Genomic DNA, 18,137 nt, shown 5'->3' on the forward strand with positions numbered 1-18,137 from the left:
CAGAGCCTGGTGCGCGGAAGTGGAGTGTCCATCGCCTCCAACCGTAGCGACCTCAGCGCTCGGCGCGGGGCACCCACTCGGACAACTGGTTGCCCACGTACACCTGACGCGGCCGGTAGATGCGCTGCTTGGGGTTGTCCGAGACTTCCTTCCAGTGCGCGATCCACCCCGGGGTGCGCCCGATGGCGAACATCACGGTGAACATGTCGAGCGGGATGCCGATGGCGCGCAGGATGATGCCGGAGTAGAAGTCGACGTTGGGGTAGAGCCTGCGCGACGCGAAGTAGTCGTCGGCCAGCGCCGCCTGCTCCACCTGCCGGGCGATGTCGAGCAGCGGGTCCGTGATGTGCATCGCGTCGAGCAGCTTGTCGGCGGCCTCCTTGAGGATCTTCGCCCGGGGATCGAAGTTGCGGTACACGCGGTGACCGAAGCCCATGAGCTTGAAGCCGGAGGAGCGGTCCTTCACCCGGTTGACGTAGGACTGGGGGCTGGTCCCGGTGTCGCGGATGTACTCGAGCATCTCGATCACGCCCATGTTGGCGCCACCGTGCAGCGGGCCCCAGAGCGCGTTGACGCCTGCCGCGACCGAGGAGAACATGCTGGTCCCAGCGGAGGCCACCATGCGCACGGTCGAGGTGGAGCAGTTCTGCTCGTGATCGGCGTGCAGGACGAGGAACATGTTGAGCGCGTGCGCCACCTCGGGCGTCGCCTCGTAGTCCCGGTAGGGGACGGAGAACATCATGTGGAGGAAGTTCTCGGCGTAGTTGAGGTCGTAGCGGGGATAGGCGATCGGCTGCCCGATGTGGGACTTGTACGAGGCGGCCGCGATGGTGCGGGTCTTCGCGATCAGTCCGGCGGCGGCTGACTTGAAGCGCTGCGCGTCGGTGAACTGGATCTCCGGGACCTCGTGTGTCTGCAGCGCGTTGACCATCGCGGAGAGGATGGCCATCGGGTGCGCAGTGGCAGGGAATCCGTCGAAGTGCTTGCGCATGTCGCGGTGCAGCGCCGCGTTCTCGGTCAGCAGGTGCCGGAACTCGGCCCTCTGCTCCTCGTCCGGCAGTTCGCCGAAGATCAGCAGCTCAGCGGTCTCGATGAAGCTCGATCGCTCCGCCAGGTCCTCGATGGGGATGCCCCGGTAGCGCAGGATCCCCTTCTCGCCGTCGATGAACGTGATGGCCGACTTGCACGAGCCGGTGTTGCCGTAGCCGTCGTCGAGGGTGATCAGTCCTGTGCTGGAGCGCAGCGACGAGATGTCGATGGCCCGCTCGCCCTCACTCCCGGTGATGACGGGGAGTTCGTGGCTCACTCCGTCGATGATGATGGTCGCGGTCTCGCCCATGGAACCTCCTGGGGCCGGGGCCGGCCCAGGGGGGCCGGCGTTTGCCCCACAATAACGATGGGATCGGACCAGGCCCGGGTGGGGCCTACTTTCGGGTCTGCGCCCGCCCGAGGAACAGCAACGCCACGCCCATCACGGCGATGCCGAAGGCGCTGCTGCCGATCCGCTCCCAGTTGAGCGACTCCGCCCCTGTGGTCGTGGACTGGAAGTACGCGCTGACGAACAGCACCAGCACCGACAGCAGGGCGACGGCCCGGCCGATCTGGGCCCAGATCGGCAGCTTCTTCTTCGCGTCGCCCGTCGCGTCGTCCGTGGGGTCGCCCGTGGGTTCGGTCATCGTCATCCTCCGCTCACGCCGATCTCGGCGTCAGATAGGTCCAGCTCACACCCGGAGGTGTCGTCGTACCAACCGTACGGCAGCACCACCTTGCCGCGCGGCGACCCCTGGCGGCCCCGGGGAGTGCCCAGCTCCGCGGCGGGGAAGTCAGCGTCCTGCTCCAGCTGCGCCACCAGGTCCCGCAGCTCGTCCATCGTCGAGACCATGGCGAAACTCCGGCGCAGTTCCCCCACCGGATAGCCCTTGAAGTACCAGGCCATGTGCTTGCGCAGGTCGGTCAGCCCATGCCTCTCCCCGACGTAGCCGGTGAGCAGCTCGGCGTGGCGCAGCAGCATGCCCCCCACCTGCCCCAGCGTGGGCCGGTGCCGGAGCGCGTCGCCGGAGAAAGCGGCGGCCAGGTCCCCGAACAGCCAGGGCCGGCCGAGGCATCCGCGGCCCACGACCACGCCCGCGCAGCCGGTCTCGTCCATCATGCGCAGCGCGTCCTCCGCCTCCCAGATGTCGCCGTTTCCGAGGACCGGGATGTCGACGGCGGAGACCAGCTCGGCGATCCGCGTCCAGTCGGCCTCCCCCGAGTAGGCCTGCTGCACGGTGCGCCCGTGGAGCGCGATGGCGGCGGCGCCCTCCTCCTGGGCGATGCGCCCGGCGTCGAGGAACGTCTCGTGCGCGGCGTCGATGCCGATCCGGGTCTTGATGGTGACGGGCACGCCGAACTCGTCGGCGGCCCGGACCGTCTCCCGGACGATGGCGCGCAGGCGGTCCCGCTTGTAGGGCAGGACGCCGCCGCCGCCCTTGCGCGTCACCTTGGGCACGGGGCAGCCGAAGTTGAGATCGATGTGGCCCACGGCGAAGTCCCGGGCGAGGATTCTCGCGGCGTCAGCCATCACGTCAGGGTCGACGCCGTACAGCTGCACCGAGCGCGTGGTCTCGCCCGGGTCGAACTGGAGCATGGCCCGGGTCTTGGGATCCCCCACCACCAGACCGCGGGAGGTGATCATCTCGCAGACGTACAGCCCGGCCCCCTGTTCGCGGCACAGCTGCCGGTAGGCGGCGTTGGTGACCCCGGCCATCGGCGCGAGGACCACGGGAAGGTCCACGACGACGGCGTCGCGGCGGCTGGGCGCGTGCAGGCGCAGCGGCTGGATGACGGGCAACGGATCTCCTGGGATGTGGGCGGCGACCCCCCAGCCTACGTCAGACGGGCGAGGTGAACCTCTGCCGGATGGCCGCCACGGCCGCTCCGCGCGCGTAGTCGTGGAAGTCGAGGGGGGCCAGGACAAGCTCCGGGAAGAGGAGGTCCTCCCGCCAGTCGTGGGTCAGGACCTCTCGCACGACGTCCAGTGAGCCCCGCAGGACGTGGATCCCCTCGCCGGTGATGAGGATCGACTCGGGTGCGAACGCGATGGCCGCCCCGCGCACCAGCCAGCCTATGGCGCGCTGCGCGTCGTCGATGGCGGGTTCGGCCTCGGCCGTGCAGAGCGCCTCCTCGAACGTCAGCGGCCGTCCGGCGAGCTCGCTGGCCGCATCTGCCACGGCGTCGAAGGACAGCACGTCGCCGAAGACGCGCCCGTCGGGCAGCCAGAGCCGGCCGAGGATGGCGGCCGCCCCCTGCCGGCCGAGGAGGAGCTGGTCGTCGACCACGGCTCCGCATCCCACGCCCATGCCGAAGGTGACGACGGCGAAGTGCGTCAGCCCGCGACCGGCACCGAACCAGTGCTGGTACAGCGTCAGACCGTCGATGTCGTTCGTCGCGGCGCAGTCGACGCCGGTGAGCTCCGTCACGCGCCTGGAGAGGTTGCCGCCCCCGGGCCACCGGAGCATCCGGGTGGCGTGCAGGACACCGTCCGGCTCCACGGAGGCCGGCAGGCAGACCCCGACCGCCGCGAGCCCCGGGGCGTCGCGCACCACCTCGGCGAGCCCCTGAGCCGTGGATTCGAGCGTGGTGGTGTCCAGGTCGAGCTCCGACGACTGATGCACCTCCCCGGCCAGGCCTGTGCGCACCACCCACGCGTGTCCTGGCACGACCTTCACCCCGAGGAAGCTGGCCGACTCATCCACGACGCGCAGCGGCAGCGGGGGCCGACCGATCTCGAGGACCGACGGCGGGCCCTGCTCGAGGACTCCGCTTCCGAGCAACGGCTTGGTGATCCGGGTCAGTGACCCCGACGAGAGCCCCAGCAGCCTCGCTACATCGGCCCTCGAGATCGGCCCGTGACGCAGCACCGCGAGCGCGACGCTCCGCGTGGTGGCGTCCACGGGCCAGTGGGTCATGTCACAGCCGCTCCAGCTCGAAGATCACTGCGGTGTCCGGCTGCATCTGGGGGGCCCTGATGCCGGCGTGCATCAGCACGTGCCCGGGGAGCACCAGCGGGCTCCCCGCGGCCTCCCATGGCACGATGTGGATGGCCGGGACGAGCTGGCGGTCGATGACGGTGACGCGATAGGTGGCGTCGGGATCCAGGCCGGGGAAGGGCAGCATCCCCAGTGAGACCACAGGGCTGGCCGACAGCACCGACAGCGAGAAGATGGCCTTGCTCTCAGTCACCACGCCCTTGAAGTAGCAGTCCGGCTCGCGCATGTCCACGCGCACCTGACGCCCTGCCAACAGGACCCCGCGGTTGGCCTTGTACCAGTCGATCCACCACCGCAGCTGCCCGAGCTCCTCATCCGTGGCCTGCGCCAGGTCCCACTCGATGCCGAGATGCCCGAACACCGCCGTGGCGGCCCGGAAGTCGATGTCGTGCCAGCGCGCGGTGCTGTGGGAGCGGCCGGACGCGATGTGGCTGCCCTGGAACTCCGGGGGCAGCAGCTGGCTGGTCCAGGTCAGGAGCCGTTGACGCTCATGGGGGTCGATCACGTCCGAGACCCAGACGCGCTCGACCCGGCGCATCACCTCCAGGTCCACCCGCGCACCTCCGGAGCTGCACGATTCGAACTCGACATCGGGATGGTGGTGGCGCAGCGTGTCGAGGAGCCGGTAGTAGGCGATCGTATGGGCGTGCACGGCCGGCTCACCGGACGGCGCGGTGCCTGCGTCGATGAGATCGCGGTTGTGATCCCACTTGACGTAGTCGATGCGGTACTCGGTCAGGATGGCGTCCATCTGCGAGAACACGTGCCGCCAGGCGCCGTCGATGGACAGGTTGAGGACGTGCTGCTGGCGGGCCTCGACGGGCAGGCGGCCGGAGGGCTGCATGATCCACTCCGGGTGCGCCCGGGCCAGGTCCGAGTCGAGGTTGACCATCTCGGGCTCGAACCACAGGCCGAACTCCATCCCGAGGTTCTTCACCCGGTCGACGAGCGGGTGAAGGCCCTCGGGCCACACGTCTGGCGAGACCACCCAGTCACCCAGGCCGGCGCGATCATCGCGGCGGGCCCCGAACCAGCCGTCGTCGAGCACGTAGCGCTCCACGCCGAGGGCGGCCGCCCGCTCGGCGAGGTCGATGAGCCGATCGGCGTCGTGGTCGAAGTAGACGGCCTCCCAGACGTTCAGCGTGACGGGCCGCTCGGGGGACGGCGCGTGGGGCAGGGACCGCAGCCAACCGTGGAAGCGGTCCGCCTGCTCGTCGAGCCCGTCGGCGTAGTTGAAGAACAGCCACGGGGTCCGGTAGCTCTGGCCGGCGCCGAGGATCCCCTCGCCCGGCAGGAGCAGCTCGCCCCCGGCGAGGACCTGATGCCCGATGAAGTCGCGCTCCGCGACGTGGAGGTGGTTGCCGCTCCATGCGGTATGGACCGACCACACCTCCCCCGAGCGGAAGCCGAGTCCGGGAGCCGAGGCGTGGAGGACGTAGGCCGCGTCGGCCCCGGTCCGCCCGTGCCGTCCCTCGCGCCGGTGCTGGCCGACGGTGAACTCACGCCGCTGCGGGAACCGTTCCACTCCCCAGCGACCGGCGAAGTCGAACAGCTCCGATGCCCTGCTCGGCACGGGCAGCGCGAGGGTGAGCTCGTCGACGGAGAACGGCGCCTCGTCGAGGTTCGTCAGCTCGCCGCGCAACCGCACCAGGCCCTCCGAGGTGAGCTCGAGCGTGATCCTCAGGTCGAGCCGCGACGTGGCCGAGTGCGCCTGGAACTCGACGGTGCACGGCCCGAGGTTGGCCAACGGCTCCGCGGGGCGTCCGTCGACCAGGACGCCGGTGACCGCCCAGTCCGGAGTCCAGTCCCGGCCGGCACGGGAGCCGACCAGGCCGGGGCGTCCGGCCCAGGCGTGGCGTCCCTCCAGCAGGATGCCGAAGCGGGGCGGCAGATCGGGGTTGTTCGGCCCCACCTGGACGACGTTGGCGAGAGCGAGGGCGTCGAACTGGTCGGCCGTGAGCGCTTGGAGCTCGTGGCCCCAGTGCAGCACCTCGGGCAGGCGGGACGCCGCCACCGACACGGCGATCGAGACCCCGGCGGCGGTGAGGAGAAGGCGGGTGTTCATGTGGGACCCCCTGGGTTCAGTAGGTGCCGCGAGGAAGGTTCTCGCCGACCTCGTCGGCGGGGAGATAGGCGCTCGGCTCGTCGACGGCGCGGGACAGCAGGGGCGTGAGGATCATCTTGGCCTCGTAGCCGTTGAAGGAGCGCCGGTACTCCCCCACACTGGCCCACCGCCCGACGAGGGCGAAGAGCCCGGGGTCGTCGAGGTTGCGCACGAGCTCGATCCCCAGGCATCCGGGGCGCGCGGACCACCATCGGACAACGGCCATCGCCTCGTCGACGAAGTGGGGACCGGGGGCGGAGAAACGTGTGATGACCAGCACGGGAGTGAAGGCTACCCCGGGCCGGGGAACGCTGTTCCACCGGCCCGGGGAGCGGCTCAGCCCTTGACCGCGCCCGAGGTGAGGCCCCGGACGAAGTACCGCTGCAGTGCGAAGAACACCACGAGCGGGAGGATCATCGAGATGAAGGCACCGGCGGTGAGGAGGTGCCAGTTCTCGCCGCGGGTGCCCAGAACGCCGGCCAGCGCGATGGTGAGCACCGCGTTCTCGCCCTGGCCGAGGAAGATCAGGGCCACGAGCAGGTCGTTCCAGACCCAGAGGAACTGGAAGATCGCGAACGAGGCCAGCGCCGGCATCGACATGGGTATGATGAGGCGCCAGAACGTCTGCCAGTGCGACGCGCCGTCGATTTCCGCCGACTCCACGACGGACTTCGGCAGGGACGCCATGTAGTTGCGCAGGATGTAGACCGCCAGCGGCATGCCGAAGCCGGTGTGCGCCAGCCAGACGGTGGCGAACTGGCCGTTGATGCCGAGCTGCTGGAAGATGATGGACAGCGGCACGAACGAGACCGAGTTGGGCACCACGAGGAGGCCGACGATGACGATGAACAGCACGTCACGTCCCTTGAACTCCATGAAGGTGAACACGTACGCGGCGAATGCGGCGATGAGGATGGGGATGATCGTCGCCGGGATCGCCACCGTCATCGAGTTGATGAACGCCTCGCCGAAGGGGGTGGCGCCCGTGGTCATGACCTCGCCGTAGTTCTCGATCGTGATCTGGGTGGGGTTGGCGAACACGTTCCACCAGCCGTTGGAGTTGGCCTCGGAGCGCGGCCGGAGCGAGGTGATGAAGAGGCCGATGGTGGGGATGAGCCACAGGAGGCACATGATCACGACGACCGACTCGATCAGCCACAGGAACTTTCCCGATCCGACCGAGCGAGCCGATTCCTCGCCGCGCTTGACCTTGACCTTCTTGGGGGAAACGACGACGCTCATGAGTTCGCCTCCTGGAGCCGGAACTGCCGGACCTGGTACACCAGGACCGGGATGATGGCGATGATGAGGATCACGACGATGGCCGACGCTGTGCCGGGATCACCGTTGCGGAACAGCGCCGCGTAGAACGCGTTGCCCAACACGTTGGTGTTGTAGTTGCCGTTGGTCATCGCATAGACGATGTCGAAGATCTTCATCACGCCGATGAGCACGGTGATGAACACCGTGATCACGGTCGGCCACGCCTGCGGGAGGATGATCCGCCAGAAGATGGCGCCCTCCGAGGCGCCGTCGATCCGCCCGGCCTCGATGGTGTCCTCCGGTACGCCCTTGAGGGCGGCCGACAGAAGGACCATCGCGAAGCCCACCTGGGTCCAGATGTAGACCACCATGAGCAGGAAGGTGTTGAACCTGACTGCGTCGATCTGCAGCCACGTCTGGGGCGAGCCACCCAGCGCGACGACGATCGCGTTGAGCAGACCCACCTGCGAGGAGCCCTCAGGACGCCAGGCGTAGACCAGGTTCCAGATCGTGGAGGCGCCCACCATGGAGATGGCCATCGGCAGGAAGATGATGGACTTGGCCGTCTTCTCCGCCATCGGCTTGAGCTTGTCCACCAGCACGGCGACCAGCAGGCCGAAGGCCACGATGGCGGCCGGAGCCACGATGATCCAGAGCACGTTGTTGATCAGCGTGTTGATGAATCGGGGATCGGCGAACAGACGGGTGTAGTTGTCGAGGCCGACGAACTCCAGCAGCCGGCCGTTGCGGCCGCGCCGGAAGCTGGCCGTGACTGTCTCGACGGCGGGATAGAGGAGGAAGATGCCGATCGCGGCGTAGGCCGGCAACAGCAGCGCGTAGGGCTTCAGGCGGAGTTCCCACTTCTTCGGGAGGAGCTCACATGCCTTGTTCAACAGCCAGAACAGCGCCACCGCACCCAGCACACCCACCACGACCGCGCCGAGCGCGAGGCCGAGTTTTTCAAACATGGGGTTGCTCCTGAGTGGTGAGGTCGGCGGTGGTCCGAGCGTTCTCGGGCCACCGCCGACACGGATTGGAGGGGGCGCCGACTAGCTCGCGGGCCAACTGGCGTCGATGGCCTGCAGGGTGGCGTCGAGGTCGGTGCGGCCGCTGGTGTAATCCACCATGCCGGTCCAGAAGCTGCCGGAGCCGACGGCACCGGGCATCTGGTCGGAGCCGTCGAAGCGGAACACGGACGACTCGGCCACCGAGGCGGCCACGTCCTTGAGCACCTGGTTGGGGTACTTCTCGGCGTCGAAGGTCTTGAGCGGGGACAGCCATGCCCCCGTGCCGACCTGGGCGTCGCCGAACTCCGGATCGGTGGTCATGAAGGCCAGGGTCTTCTTGACGTTGGCGTCGTTCTTGGTGAACGCGGCCGCGAGGTCGCCTCCGCCGAGCACCGGGCTCTCACCCTTGACGCTGGGGGTCACGAACATGCCCACGACGGTGTCGAGCTGGGCGAAGATCTCGTCCGGGAAGAAGCCCTGCTGCGTGATGAAGTTGCCCTGCTTGCCGAGGTAGCACTTCGGCTCCGGGTCGAACATCGGGTTCAGCGCCGTGGCGAAGGCGTTGGACGACGAGTTCTGGATCCCGCCGTACACGTTGCCCTCGGTCATGAGGACCTCGTCGTAGATGGCGTATGCCTCGCGGATCTCGGGGCTGTCGAACTTGATCTCGCCGCTGACCCACTTGTCGTAGACGTCGGTGCCGCCGGTCTGCAGGACGTAGTCCTCGATCCAGTCGGTGGCCGGCCAGCCGGTGGCTGAGCCGGACTCCATGCCGTAGCACAGAGGCGCCACGCCGTCGGCCTTGATCTGGTCGAGCAGCGCCAGCAGCTCATCGTGGGTCTTGGGCACGGTGTACCCGGCCTCCTCGAAGGCCGGCTTGTTGTACCAGTAGAACGACTTGCCGTTCATGGCCATCGGGGCCCCGTACACCACGTCGTCGACGGTGGCCGCGTCGAGGAAGCCCGGGATGATGTCCTCCTGCAGCTGGTCCAGGTCCACCTGGGTGCTGAGCTCGGCGAGTTCACCCTCCTCGGCGAGCGCCTTGAGGATGCCGGGCTGGGGGAAGATCGCGATGTCCGGAGCGTTGCCGGACTGGACCTTCGAGTTGATCTGGACCTCGAACTCGTTGGACTGGATCCAGTCGAAGGAGATGCCGTTGGCCTCTCCCCAAGCGTCCATGTCCGACTGGAAGGCCGTCGACTGGTCGCCCGAGAAGGCGTACATGATCTGGATGGTCTCCTTGGCGGTCTCCTCACCCGCATCCTCTGAGGCGTCTGGGGTGGATCCGCCGCCGAGACACCCGGTGGCCAGCAGGCTCACGGCCGCGAGGCCGGAGACCAAGGAAAACGTCTTGCGCATAACAGATCGCTCCTTTGCGTGTGGAGTTGTCTCTCCGCCCGACGATCGCTGTCGGGCGCGCTCCTTTCCTGATCCTGCCACCGCGGCCCGCTCCGCCGCCTTACTTTCGTCGGGGAGTTATCAAACCGTGACTTTGCCTGCCGAGTTGACCCACATGCCCCTGCAATTGATAATGGTTCTCATGACTGTTCCGCTCCGTCTCCTCGCCCTCGGCGCCGCCGCGACCCTCGGGCTGGCCGCCTGCTCCGCCCCGGCGCCCACAGATGGGCAGGCCGCGCCGCACGTCGTGGCGGCGTTCTACCCCCTGGAGTGGGCGGCTGCTTCCGTGCTCGGCGAACACGGGTCGGTCAGCACGCTCACCACCCCAGGGGCCGAGGCCCACGACCTCGAGCTCACGCCGCAGCAGATCGCCTCTCTTGCCGGCGCCGACCTCGTGGTCTACCTCGAGGGCTTCCAGCCGGCCGTCGACGACGCGATCGAGCAGTCGGGGGCCCAGAACGTCCTCAACGTCGCGGACGTGGTCGATCTGCTTCCGGTGGCCGACGAGCACGCCCACGACGGTGAGGCCGAGGAGCATTCGGCCGATGACGGGCACGATCACGGTGACCTCGACCCCCACTTCTGGCAGGACCCCACCCTCATGTCGGCCCTGGTGCAGGAGCTGAGCTCCCGGCTGACCGCCATCGACCCCGACAACGAGGCCGACTACGCCGGGCACGCCGCCGACACCGGGACGCTCCTCGCGGACCTTGATGCCGAACTCGCCTCCGGGCTCCAGGAGTGCGAGCGGCGCGAGTTCATCACCACCCACGCCGCCTTCCACTACCTGGCCAGCCGCTACGACCTGACCGAGATCGGCATCTCCGGCGTCAACCCCGACGCCGACCCCTCACCCGCCCGGATCGCGGAGATCCACGAGGAGGCCGAGGCCCACGGCATCACCACGATCTTCTTCGAGACCCTCACCTCCGACGCCGTCGCGACATCCATCGCGGGCGACCTCGGCCTGAAGACCGCCGTGCTCGATCCCCTCGAGGGGGTCACCGACCAGTCCCCCGGCACGGACTACCCTTCCATCATGCGCGCCAACCTCTCCGCCCTCTCCTCCGCCAATGGCTGCTCCTGACCCGCTCAGCGCCCGGGGGCTCTACGTCTCCCTGGGCGGGCTGCCCATCCTGCGCGACGTGTCACTGTCTGTGTCGGCCGGCGAGGCGGTGGCGCTGCTGGGCGGCAACGGGTCCGGCAAGTCGACGCTGATCCGCACGCTGCTGGGGCTGGTGCCCCACCAGGAGGGCACCGTCGAGTTGTTCGGGGAGCCGTTGGAGGAGTTCCGTGACTGGCACCGGATCGGCTACGTTCCGCAGCATTCGGCGGTCGCCGTGGCCAACGCCACCGTGCGCGAGATCATCTCCTCCGGGCGCCTCGCGCACCGCAGGCCGTTCGAATGGCTGCGCAAGGCGGACCACGCCGCGATCGACCACGCCCTCGACCTCGTGGGCCTCTCCGACCGGGCAGGGTGGCCCTACTCCTCCCTGTCGGGCGGCCAGAAGCAGCGCACGCTGATCGCCCGGGCGCTGGCCTCGCAGCCGGACCTGCTCGTCATGGACGAGCCCCTCGCGGGGGTGGACCTCCACAGCCAGGCCGGGCTGGCGGACCTACTGGCCCGGCTGGGCGATGAGGGTCTGGCCCTGCTGGTGGTGCTGCACGAACTGGGGCCGATGGAGGCCGTCCTGCACCGCGCGGTGACGCTGTGTGACGGCCGCACCGTCGACATCGAGGCATCCGGCGGGCACGAGTGCGGGCCAGACGAGGAACTCGTCTCTGTCGTCGGCCTGACCGATCCGATCTCCGGAACCCTCCGATGATCGACGCACTCAGCCTGCCCTTCATGCAGCGCGCACTCCTCGCAGCCCTCCTGAGCGGGCTGGTGGCGCCCGCCATCGGGACCTTCATCGTGCAGCGGCGGATGAGCCTCCTCGGCGACGGCCTGGGGCACGTCGCCATCATGGGCGTCGGGCTCGCCCTGATGACCGGGTGGGCACCCCTTCCCGTCGCGGTGGTCACCGCGACGGCCGGCGCGGTCCTGGTCGAGCTGCTCAGGCAGCACGGCAAGGCGTCTGGAGATCTGGGGCTTGCGATCCTCTTCTACGGGGGCCTCGCCTCGGGCGTCCTCATGGCCGGGGTCGCGGGACAGGGCGCGGGCGGCCTCTCCGCCTATCTCTTCGGTTCCCTGACCTCGGTCAGCGAGTCCGACGTGTGGATCATCGGGGTGCTGGCGGTCGTCATCCTCGTGGTCACCGTCGGCCTGGCGCCGCGGCTCTTCGCGGTCTCGGTCGACGAGGAATACTCACGCGTCCTCGGCATCAAGGTCCGCGTGCTCAACCTGCTCGTGGTGGTGCTGGCCGCGATCACGGTCACCGTCTCGATGCGGACGGTCGGGCTGCTGCTCATCAGCGCCCTGATGGTCATCCCTGTGGCGACGGCCCAACAGTCGTTCGTGGGCTTCACCTCATCGTTCTTCGGGGCGATGGGGCTGGGCGCGGTGGCCGCCGTCGGCGGCACGGTCGGGTCCTTCTACCTGGACACCGCGACGGGCGCCACCATCGTGGTCACCGCCATCGGGCTGCTCGCTCTGTCCTGGGTGTTCGGCCGATGGCTCCGCCGTTCGGCGCGCTTCATCCCCTACGTGGAGGACCACGGTCACCACGACTACCGCGCCGCCGAGACGCACGACGACAGCTTCGCCCACACCGCAGGCGTGAAGGTGATCCAGCACGGCGACCACCTCGACTACGTCCACGACGGCCACCGGCACGCCCGGCATGGAGACCACTATGACGAGCACTAGGCCGGCCACCCGGCACACGTGGCAGCGCGCCGCCATCAGGGACCTGCTCGAGGGCGGCGAGGAGTTCCGCACCGCCCAGCAGCTGCACGACCAGCTCCGCGAGGTCGGCGCCAAGGTGGGTCTGGCCACCGTCTACCGCGCGCTGCAGGCCATGGCGGAGGCGGGCGAGGTGGACCTCCTGCGCAGCTCCGACGGAGAGGCCTCGTACCGACGCTGCTCGTCCGGCCACCACCACCACCTCGTGTGCCGCTCCTGCGGGTACTCCATCGAGATCGCCGCCCGCGAGGTGGAGGAGTGGGCCGCGGGCGTGGCGCACGCCAACGGCTTCACCGAGGTGGTGCACGAGGTGGAGGTCTTCGGCCTCTGCAGCGCCTGCTCCGCCGCCTGACGAACCACTGACCACCCGGCTCCCGCCGCAGTGATCAGTGGTTGTCTAGCGCTCGAAGTACGGCAGCGACCGCAACGCCTGGTCCATGTGCCAGGTGGCGTAGGCCACCACCATGCCGTCGACCCGCTTCGCCGTGGCCAGGTCCGTGGCCAGGGCCCCGGCCCAGTCGCCGCTCAGCAGCGAACCCAGGTGCGCCCGGGAGGCGTCGTCGAGCTGGCCGGAGCCCGAGGTGCGGCAACGGGTGCACACCGCCCCGCCTCCCATCGGGGAGAACCAGGGGACCTCCGCGTTGCCGCAGCCCGCGCAGGCGGCCGTCGCGACGGCGTAGCCGGCCACCGCGAGGGCACGCAGGAGGTAGGAGTCCACCACCAGAGGCGCCGGGCGGTCGGCCGCCTCAAGCGCCCGCAATGCCCCCAGCAGGAGCCGGTACTGCTGCAAAGCCGGGCTGTGCTCCTCGGCGACCAGCCGGTCCGCGGTCTCCACCAGCACCTCGGCGGCCGTGAACCGCGAGTAGTCCCCAGCGAGCCTGCTCACGTGGAGGGCCTCCACCTGGGTGACCACCTCCAGCGACCCCCGGCCCTCCGCGAACTGGATGTCGACGTGGTGGAACGGCTCAAGGCGGCCACCGAACTTGCTGGAGGTCTTGCGCACCCCCTTCGCGACGGCCCGCACCTTGCCGTGGGACCGGGTCAGCAGCGTGATGATGCGGTCCGCCTCGCCCAGCTGATGCGTCCGGAGCACCACTGCTTGGTCGCGGTAGGTCGGCACGCACCGAGTCTAGGCGGCTAGGCTCGGGACGTGCCCACACCCCGCCGCCTCCCCACCCCCCACCCCAGCGGCGCGACCGCCCCCCGGATCCCGAAGGCGGCGCTCCCGCGCCACGTGGCCATCGTGATGGACGGCAACGGCAGGTGGGCGAAGCAGCGGGGGCTCAAGCGCACAGAGGGCCATGCGCGCGGCGAGGCGTCACTGCTGGACGTGATCCATGGCGCAGTCGAGCTCGGCATCCCCTACCTCTCGGCCTACGCGTTCTCCACCGAGAACTGGAAGCGGTCCCCCGACGAGGTGCGGTGGCTGATGGGCTTCAACCGCGACGTCATCCACCGTCGCCGCGACGAGCTCAACGACCTCGGCGTCCGGATCCGGTGGGCGGGCCGCCGTCCCCGCCTCTGGGGATCGGTGATCAAGGAGCTCGAGGTGGCCGAGGAGATGAGCCGGTCCAACGACACGCTCACCCTGCAGTTCTGCGTCAACTACGGCGGCCGCGCCGAGATCGTCGACGCCGCCCGCGAGATCGCCCGGCTGGCCAAGGCGGGCAGACTGGATCCGGACCGGTTGACGGAGGACCGGTTCGCCCGGTTCCTCGACGAGCCCGACATCCCCGACGTGGACCTGTTCCTGCGCTCCTCAGGCGAGCAGCGCACCTCGAACTTCCTGCTCTGGCAGTCCGCCTACGCCGAGTTCATCTTCCTCGACAGGCTGTGGCCGGAGTTCGACCGTCGCGACCTGTGGGCAGCCGTCGAGCAGTATTCCACCAGGGAACGGCGGTTCGGCTCCGCGTGAGCCTCCGCGTCACAGGTCCGGCGGAAGCTCCTTGGGGACCGGACGCAGCAGCCGCTGCCTGATCTCGATCATCGCCCGGGCATGGGCGTCGAGTGCCACGTCGCCAGGAAGGGCCGGCTCCCACGGCGGCACCGGACGCTTGCGGCCCAGCTCGTCGACCCCGCAGTAGACGATGGTGCAGTGCGTGGTCTCCCGGAGGTCGCGGGTCCGCGGGTCGCCGGAGCGCACGTGCACCGAGACGTGCATGCTCGTGGTGCCGGTGTGGAGCAGGCGCGCGCTGACCTCCACCAGGTCGCCGATGAACATCGGCCGGTAGAACCGCACCCCGCCGGCGAAGACCGAGGCGACGGGTCCCGCGTGCCAGCGTTCGGCCACCACCTGGGCGGCCTGGTCGATCCAGTTCATGACGTAGCCGCCGTGCACCTTGCCGCCCCAGTTGACGTCCGTGGGCGCCGCGAGGAACCGCAGCGTCTCGCGGCAGGACTGCGTCTCGAGGTCGTAGTCCTGGCGCTGCATCTCCTCCTCGATGGCGCGGCGCGCGACGTTGATCTCGACGGCCCTGTCATGTTGGCCACGCTCCCAGTCCTCGCGCGGCTCGAACGGGGGCACCTCCACCGGGCGCCCGTCCTCCATCGCCACGAACTGGAGCACGCACTGGGTGTTGAGCACCCTGACCGACGACCGCGGGTCCCCGCTGCTCACGGTGCACACCACCTGCAGAGACGTCCGCCCCGTCAACACGACGCGCGCCTGCACGACGACGAGGTCCCCCACCTCGATGGGGCGGGTGAAGTGGATGTTGCCGACGTACCCGGTGACCGCGTAGGTGCCGGCCCACCCGACGGCGGCGGCGTACCCCGCCTTGTCGATCCACTCGAGCACCTTGCCGGCGCTCATCACCCCGCGGACGTTGGCGTCCATGGGCTCGGCGAGAAATCTCAGGGTCACGCCCCGCTGGGTTCCAGGCATCGGGTCTCCCTCCCGCGGGCATCGTATCCACAGCGGGCCGGCCGACGGGCGGTCAGTCCAGGCGCGCGAACCCGGCCGCGCGGACCACCGCGGAGCCCGCCGCGTCGCTGGCCGGCAGGTCGGCCTCCGCGCGGATCATCCAGTCGTGGTTGCCCGCGGGGTCGTGGATCACCTGCAGGACTGTCCAGCGGTCGCGGCCCTTCTCGATGCGGAACAGCCCGGGGCCACGGGCGTCGCCGTCGGTGAGCAGGTCGTCGTGCTCGTCCCAGTACCGTCCGAGCGCCTCGTCCCAGGCATCCGCGTCCATCAGGACCTCCAGGGGCGGATCGGCCATCGCCGAGGCCGCGGCCTCCATGGCGGCGAGGCCGTCGATGTCGTCCCTGGCCGCCAGCTCGACCCTCCTGAACATGGCGGTGCGGATCATCGCGGTGAAGGCGCGCTCGTTGCCGGTCACCGGCCTGGGCGGCGGCGGGGGCGCGCCCTGCGCGGCCGCCGCCACGGCGGCCGCGACCTTGTCCGGGTCCGTCAGCGCCTCCCACTCGTCGAGCAGCGACGAGTCCGTCTGCCGCACCGTCTCCCCCAGCCACTCGACCAGGTCGTCGAACTGCTCGCTGCGGTGCTCGTCGGGGACGGTGTGCCGCAGCGCCCGGTAGGCGTCGGACAGGTAGCGCAGCAGCCCGCCCTCGGTGCGCTGCAGCTTGTAGAAGGCGACGAACTGGGTGAAGTTCATCGCGCGCTCCCACATGTCTCGCACCACCGCTTTGGGGGCGAGCGCGGAGGCATCCACCCACGGATGGGACTGCGCATAGATCCCCATGGCGTGCTCGAGCAGCTCGTCGAGGGGCTTGGGCCAGGTGACCTCCTCGAGGCGCTCCATCCGCTCGTCGTACTCCACCCCATCGGCCTTCATCTGCGCGACGGCCTCCCCCCGTGCCACGAACTGCTGGGCCAGCAGGACCTGGAAGGGGTTCTCGAGGACCGCCTCGATGATGGACACGACGTCCAGGTGGTGGGTGGGCGAATCCGGATCCAGCAGGGCCAGCGAGGCCACCGCGAACGGTGCGAGCGGCTGGTTGAGGGCGAAGTCGTCGCGGACGCCGTCGGCCATCGCGCACCAGCGGCCGTCGGGGTCCGGCGCGGCGAGCTTCACCAGCACGCCCGAGTGCAGCAGCCCCCGGGTGAGCGCCAGCGCCCGCCTGGTGAGCGCGCGCTTGCGGTCCGGCGGCTCGTGCGACGAGCCGATCAGGGTGCGCATGGCCTCGGCGCCGCTGCCTGGCCGCTGCGCGATGTTGAGGACGGTGGCGTGGGTGACCTGCATCCGCGACACCAGCTGCTCGGGCTGCGCCACGACGATGCGCTCGTAGGTCTCCTCGTTCCAGCCGACGAAACCCTCTGGCGGCTTGCGGCGGACCACCTTGCGGCGGGCCTTGGGGTCGTCGCCGGCCTTGGCGAGGGCCTTCTCGTTCTCGATGACGTGTTCGGGTGCCTGCACGACGACGAAGCCGACCGTGTCGAACCCGGCCCGGCCCGCGCGGCCGGCGATCTGGTGGAACTCCCGCGACCGCAGGCGCCGGACTCTCGTGCCGTCGTACTTGGACAACCCTGTGAACAGCACCGTGCGGATGGGCACGTTGATCCCGACCCCAAGGGTGTCGGTGCCGCAGATCACCTTGAGCAGGCCGGTCTGGGCGAGCTGCTCGACGAGGCGCCGGTACTTGGGCAGCATCCCCGCGTGATGGACGCCGATGCCCCGGCGCACCAGGCCGGACAGGATCTTCCCGAAGCCGGGGCCGAAGCGGAACGCGCCGATCTCCTCGGCAAGCCGAGTGGCGTCGTGTTTCGTGATGAGGTTGAGCGACAGCAGCGACTGGGCACGTTCGAGCGCCTCGGCCTGGGTGAAGTGCACGATGTAGACGGGCGCCTTCTGCTCCTGGATGAGGTCCACCACCCGCTCCTGCAGCGGCGTCATCGACCACTCGAAGAGCAGCGGGACGGGTCGCTCGGCGTCGCTGATCAGGCTGGTGGGGCGCCCCGTGCGCCGGGTGAGGTCGTCGGCGAGCGCCGAGACGTCGCCCAGGGTCGCGCTCATCAGCAGGAACTGGGCCTGCGGCAGCTCCAGCAGCGGCACCTGCCAGGCCCAGCCCCGGTCCGGCTCGGAGTAGAAGTGGAACTCGTCGGCGATGACCAGGCCCACATCCGCCGAGCGGCCCTCCCGCAGCGCGATGTTGGCCAGCACCTCGGCCGTGCAGCAGATGATGGGCGCGTCCGCGTTGACGGAGGCGTCGCCGGTCACCATGCCGACGTTGTCCGCCCCGAAGACCTGGCACAGCGCGAAGAACTTCTCGCTGACCAGGGCCTTGATGGGGGCGGTGTAGAAGCTCACCCGATCCGTCGCCAACGCCGCGAAGTGCCCCGCCAGCGCCACCATCGACTTGCCCGACCCTGTCGGGGTGGACAGGATCAGGTTGTTCCCGGTGAACAGCTCGATGGCGGACTCGTCCTGGTGGGGGTAGAGCGAGACGCCCTCCCCCTCCGCCCAGTCCGTGAACCGGGCGTACAGGGAGTCGGGGTCAGTGGCGACGGGATCGGTGAGCTTCGGCATGCCCCT

Annotated in this window: 17 protein-coding genes; 5 read left to right on the top strand and 12 right to left on the bottom strand. The window is 69.5% G+C overall.

What is annotated here, in order from left to right; genetic code table 11:
- Nucleotides 1-52 precede the first annotated feature (52 nt).
- The 9 genes from ACZK5D_RS07355 to ACZK5D_RS07395 all read right to left on the bottom strand — a co-directional run bounded on the left by ACZK5D_RS07355 (nt 53) and on the right by ACZK5D_RS07395 (nt 9,761).
- A complete protein-coding gene (locus tag ACZK5D_RS07355) occupies nt 53-1,339 on the bottom strand; it encodes a citrate synthase (RefSeq protein ID WP_463664833.1) in 1,287 nt (428 codons plus the stop codon).
- 85 nt (nt 1,340-1,424) lie between these two features.
- The gene (locus tag ACZK5D_RS07360; protein WP_463664834.1) at nt 1,425-1,676 is read right to left on the bottom strand and encodes a hypothetical protein; all 252 of its coding nucleotides are present in this window, start codon (nt 1,674-1,676) and stop codon (nt 1,425-1,427) included.
- A 2-nt stretch (nt 1,677-1,678) separates the two neighbouring features.
- Entirely contained in the window at nt 1,679-2,830 is a 1,152-nt protein-coding gene (gene dusB / locus ACZK5D_RS07365) for a tRNA dihydrouridine synthase DusB (protein ID WP_463664835.1), read from the bottom strand.
- Nucleotides 2,831-2,870: 40 nt separating this feature from the next.
- Entirely contained in the window at nt 2,871-3,947 is a 1,077-nt protein-coding gene (locus ACZK5D_RS07370) for an ROK family protein (RefSeq protein WP_463664836.1), read from the bottom strand.
- Nucleotide 3,948: 1 nt separating this feature from the next.
- Nucleotides 3,949-6,093, bottom strand: coding sequence for an alpha-galactosidase (locus tag ACZK5D_RS07375; protein WP_463664837.1), 2,145 nt, complete (start codon nt 6,091-6,093; stop codon nt 3,949-3,951).
- A gap of 16 nt (nt 6,094-6,109) precedes the next feature.
- Nucleotides 6,110-6,412, bottom strand: a complete 303-nt coding sequence (locus ACZK5D_RS07380; protein ID WP_463664838.1) for an antibiotic biosynthesis monooxygenase family protein — start codon at nt 6,410-6,412, stop codon at nt 6,110-6,112.
- Nucleotides 6,413-6,468: 56 nt separating this feature from the next.
- Nucleotides 6,469-7,374 carry a carbohydrate ABC transporter permease gene (locus tag ACZK5D_RS07385; protein WP_463664839.1) on the bottom strand — a complete coding sequence of 302 codons (906 nt, stop codon included), beginning with the start codon at nt 7,372-7,374 and terminating at the stop codon, nt 6,469-6,471.
- Nucleotides 7,371-8,363, bottom strand: coding sequence for a carbohydrate ABC transporter permease (locus ACZK5D_RS07390; RefSeq protein WP_458994136.1), 993 nt, complete (start codon nt 8,361-8,363; stop codon nt 7,371-7,373). Before ACZK5D_RS07390 ends, ACZK5D_RS07385 begins: the two co-directional genes overlap by 4 nt.
- A gap of 81 nt (nt 8,364-8,444) precedes the next feature.
- Nucleotides 8,445-9,761, bottom strand: a complete 1,317-nt coding sequence (locus ACZK5D_RS07395) for an ABC transporter substrate-binding protein (RefSeq protein WP_458994137.1) — start codon at nt 9,759-9,761, stop codon at nt 8,445-8,447.
- Between the two features lie 181 nt (nt 9,762-9,942).
- Between ACZK5D_RS07395 and ACZK5D_RS07400 the strand changes: the two genes are divergently transcribed.
- Genes ACZK5D_RS07400 through ACZK5D_RS07415 form a run of 4 tightly spaced genes read left to right on the top strand, consistent with a single transcriptional unit; the run spans nt 9,943 to nt 12,997 of the window.
- On the top strand, nt 9,943-10,887 hold the full coding sequence (locus tag ACZK5D_RS07400; protein ID WP_463664840.1) for a metal ABC transporter substrate-binding protein: 945 nt from the start codon (nt 9,943-9,945) through the stop codon (nt 10,885-10,887).
- Nucleotides 10,874-11,626: a metal ABC transporter ATP-binding protein gene (locus tag ACZK5D_RS07405; protein WP_463664841.1), complete on the top strand. Its 753-nt coding sequence runs from the start codon at nt 10,874-10,876 to the stop codon at nt 11,624-11,626. The genes ACZK5D_RS07400 and ACZK5D_RS07405 overlap by 14 nt, the downstream gene beginning before the upstream one ends.
- Nucleotides 11,623-12,609 (top strand): metal ABC transporter permease, encoded by a 987-nt coding sequence (locus ACZK5D_RS07410; RefSeq protein WP_463664842.1) that lies wholly within the window; start codon nt 11,623-11,625, stop codon nt 12,607-12,609. Before ACZK5D_RS07405 ends, ACZK5D_RS07410 begins: the two co-directional genes overlap by 4 nt.
- Nucleotides 12,596-12,997: a Fur family transcriptional regulator gene (locus tag ACZK5D_RS07415; RefSeq protein WP_458994141.1), complete on the top strand. Its 402-nt coding sequence runs from the start codon at nt 12,596-12,598 to the stop codon at nt 12,995-12,997. Before ACZK5D_RS07410 ends, ACZK5D_RS07415 begins: the two co-directional genes overlap by 14 nt.
- 45 nt (nt 12,998-13,042) lie before the next feature.
- Here ACZK5D_RS07415 and recO read toward each other — a convergent pair whose 3' ends face one another.
- Complete coding sequence (gene recO / locus ACZK5D_RS07420) at nt 13,043-13,765, bottom strand: DNA repair protein RecO (RefSeq protein WP_458994142.1); 723 nt, start codon at nt 13,763-13,765, stop codon at nt 13,043-13,045.
- 30 nt (nt 13,766-13,795) lie between these two features.
- On the opposite strand from recO, the gene ACZK5D_RS07425 reads away from it, so the two are divergent.
- On the top strand, nt 13,796-14,560 hold the full coding sequence (locus ACZK5D_RS07425; protein ID WP_458994143.1) for an isoprenyl transferase: 765 nt from the start codon (nt 13,796-13,798) through the stop codon (nt 14,558-14,560).
- Nucleotides 14,561-14,569: 9 nt separating this feature from the next.
- Here the strand turns inward: ACZK5D_RS07425 and ACZK5D_RS07430 are convergent, their stop codons facing one another.
- Both ACZK5D_RS07430 and ACZK5D_RS07435 read right to left on the bottom strand, forming a co-directional pair.
- A complete protein-coding gene (locus tag ACZK5D_RS07430; protein ID WP_463664843.1) occupies nt 14,570-15,508 on the bottom strand; it encodes an acyl-CoA thioesterase in 939 nt (312 codons plus the stop codon).
- A gap of 73 nt (nt 15,509-15,581) precedes the next feature.
- On the bottom strand, nt 15,582-18,131 hold the full coding sequence (locus ACZK5D_RS07435) for a DEAD/DEAH box helicase (protein ID WP_463664844.1): 2,550 nt from the start codon (nt 18,129-18,131) through the stop codon (nt 15,582-15,584).
- Between the last annotated feature and the right edge of the window lie 6 nt (nt 18,132-18,137).

The organism is Tessaracoccus yangjingae, from assembly GCF_055326235.1.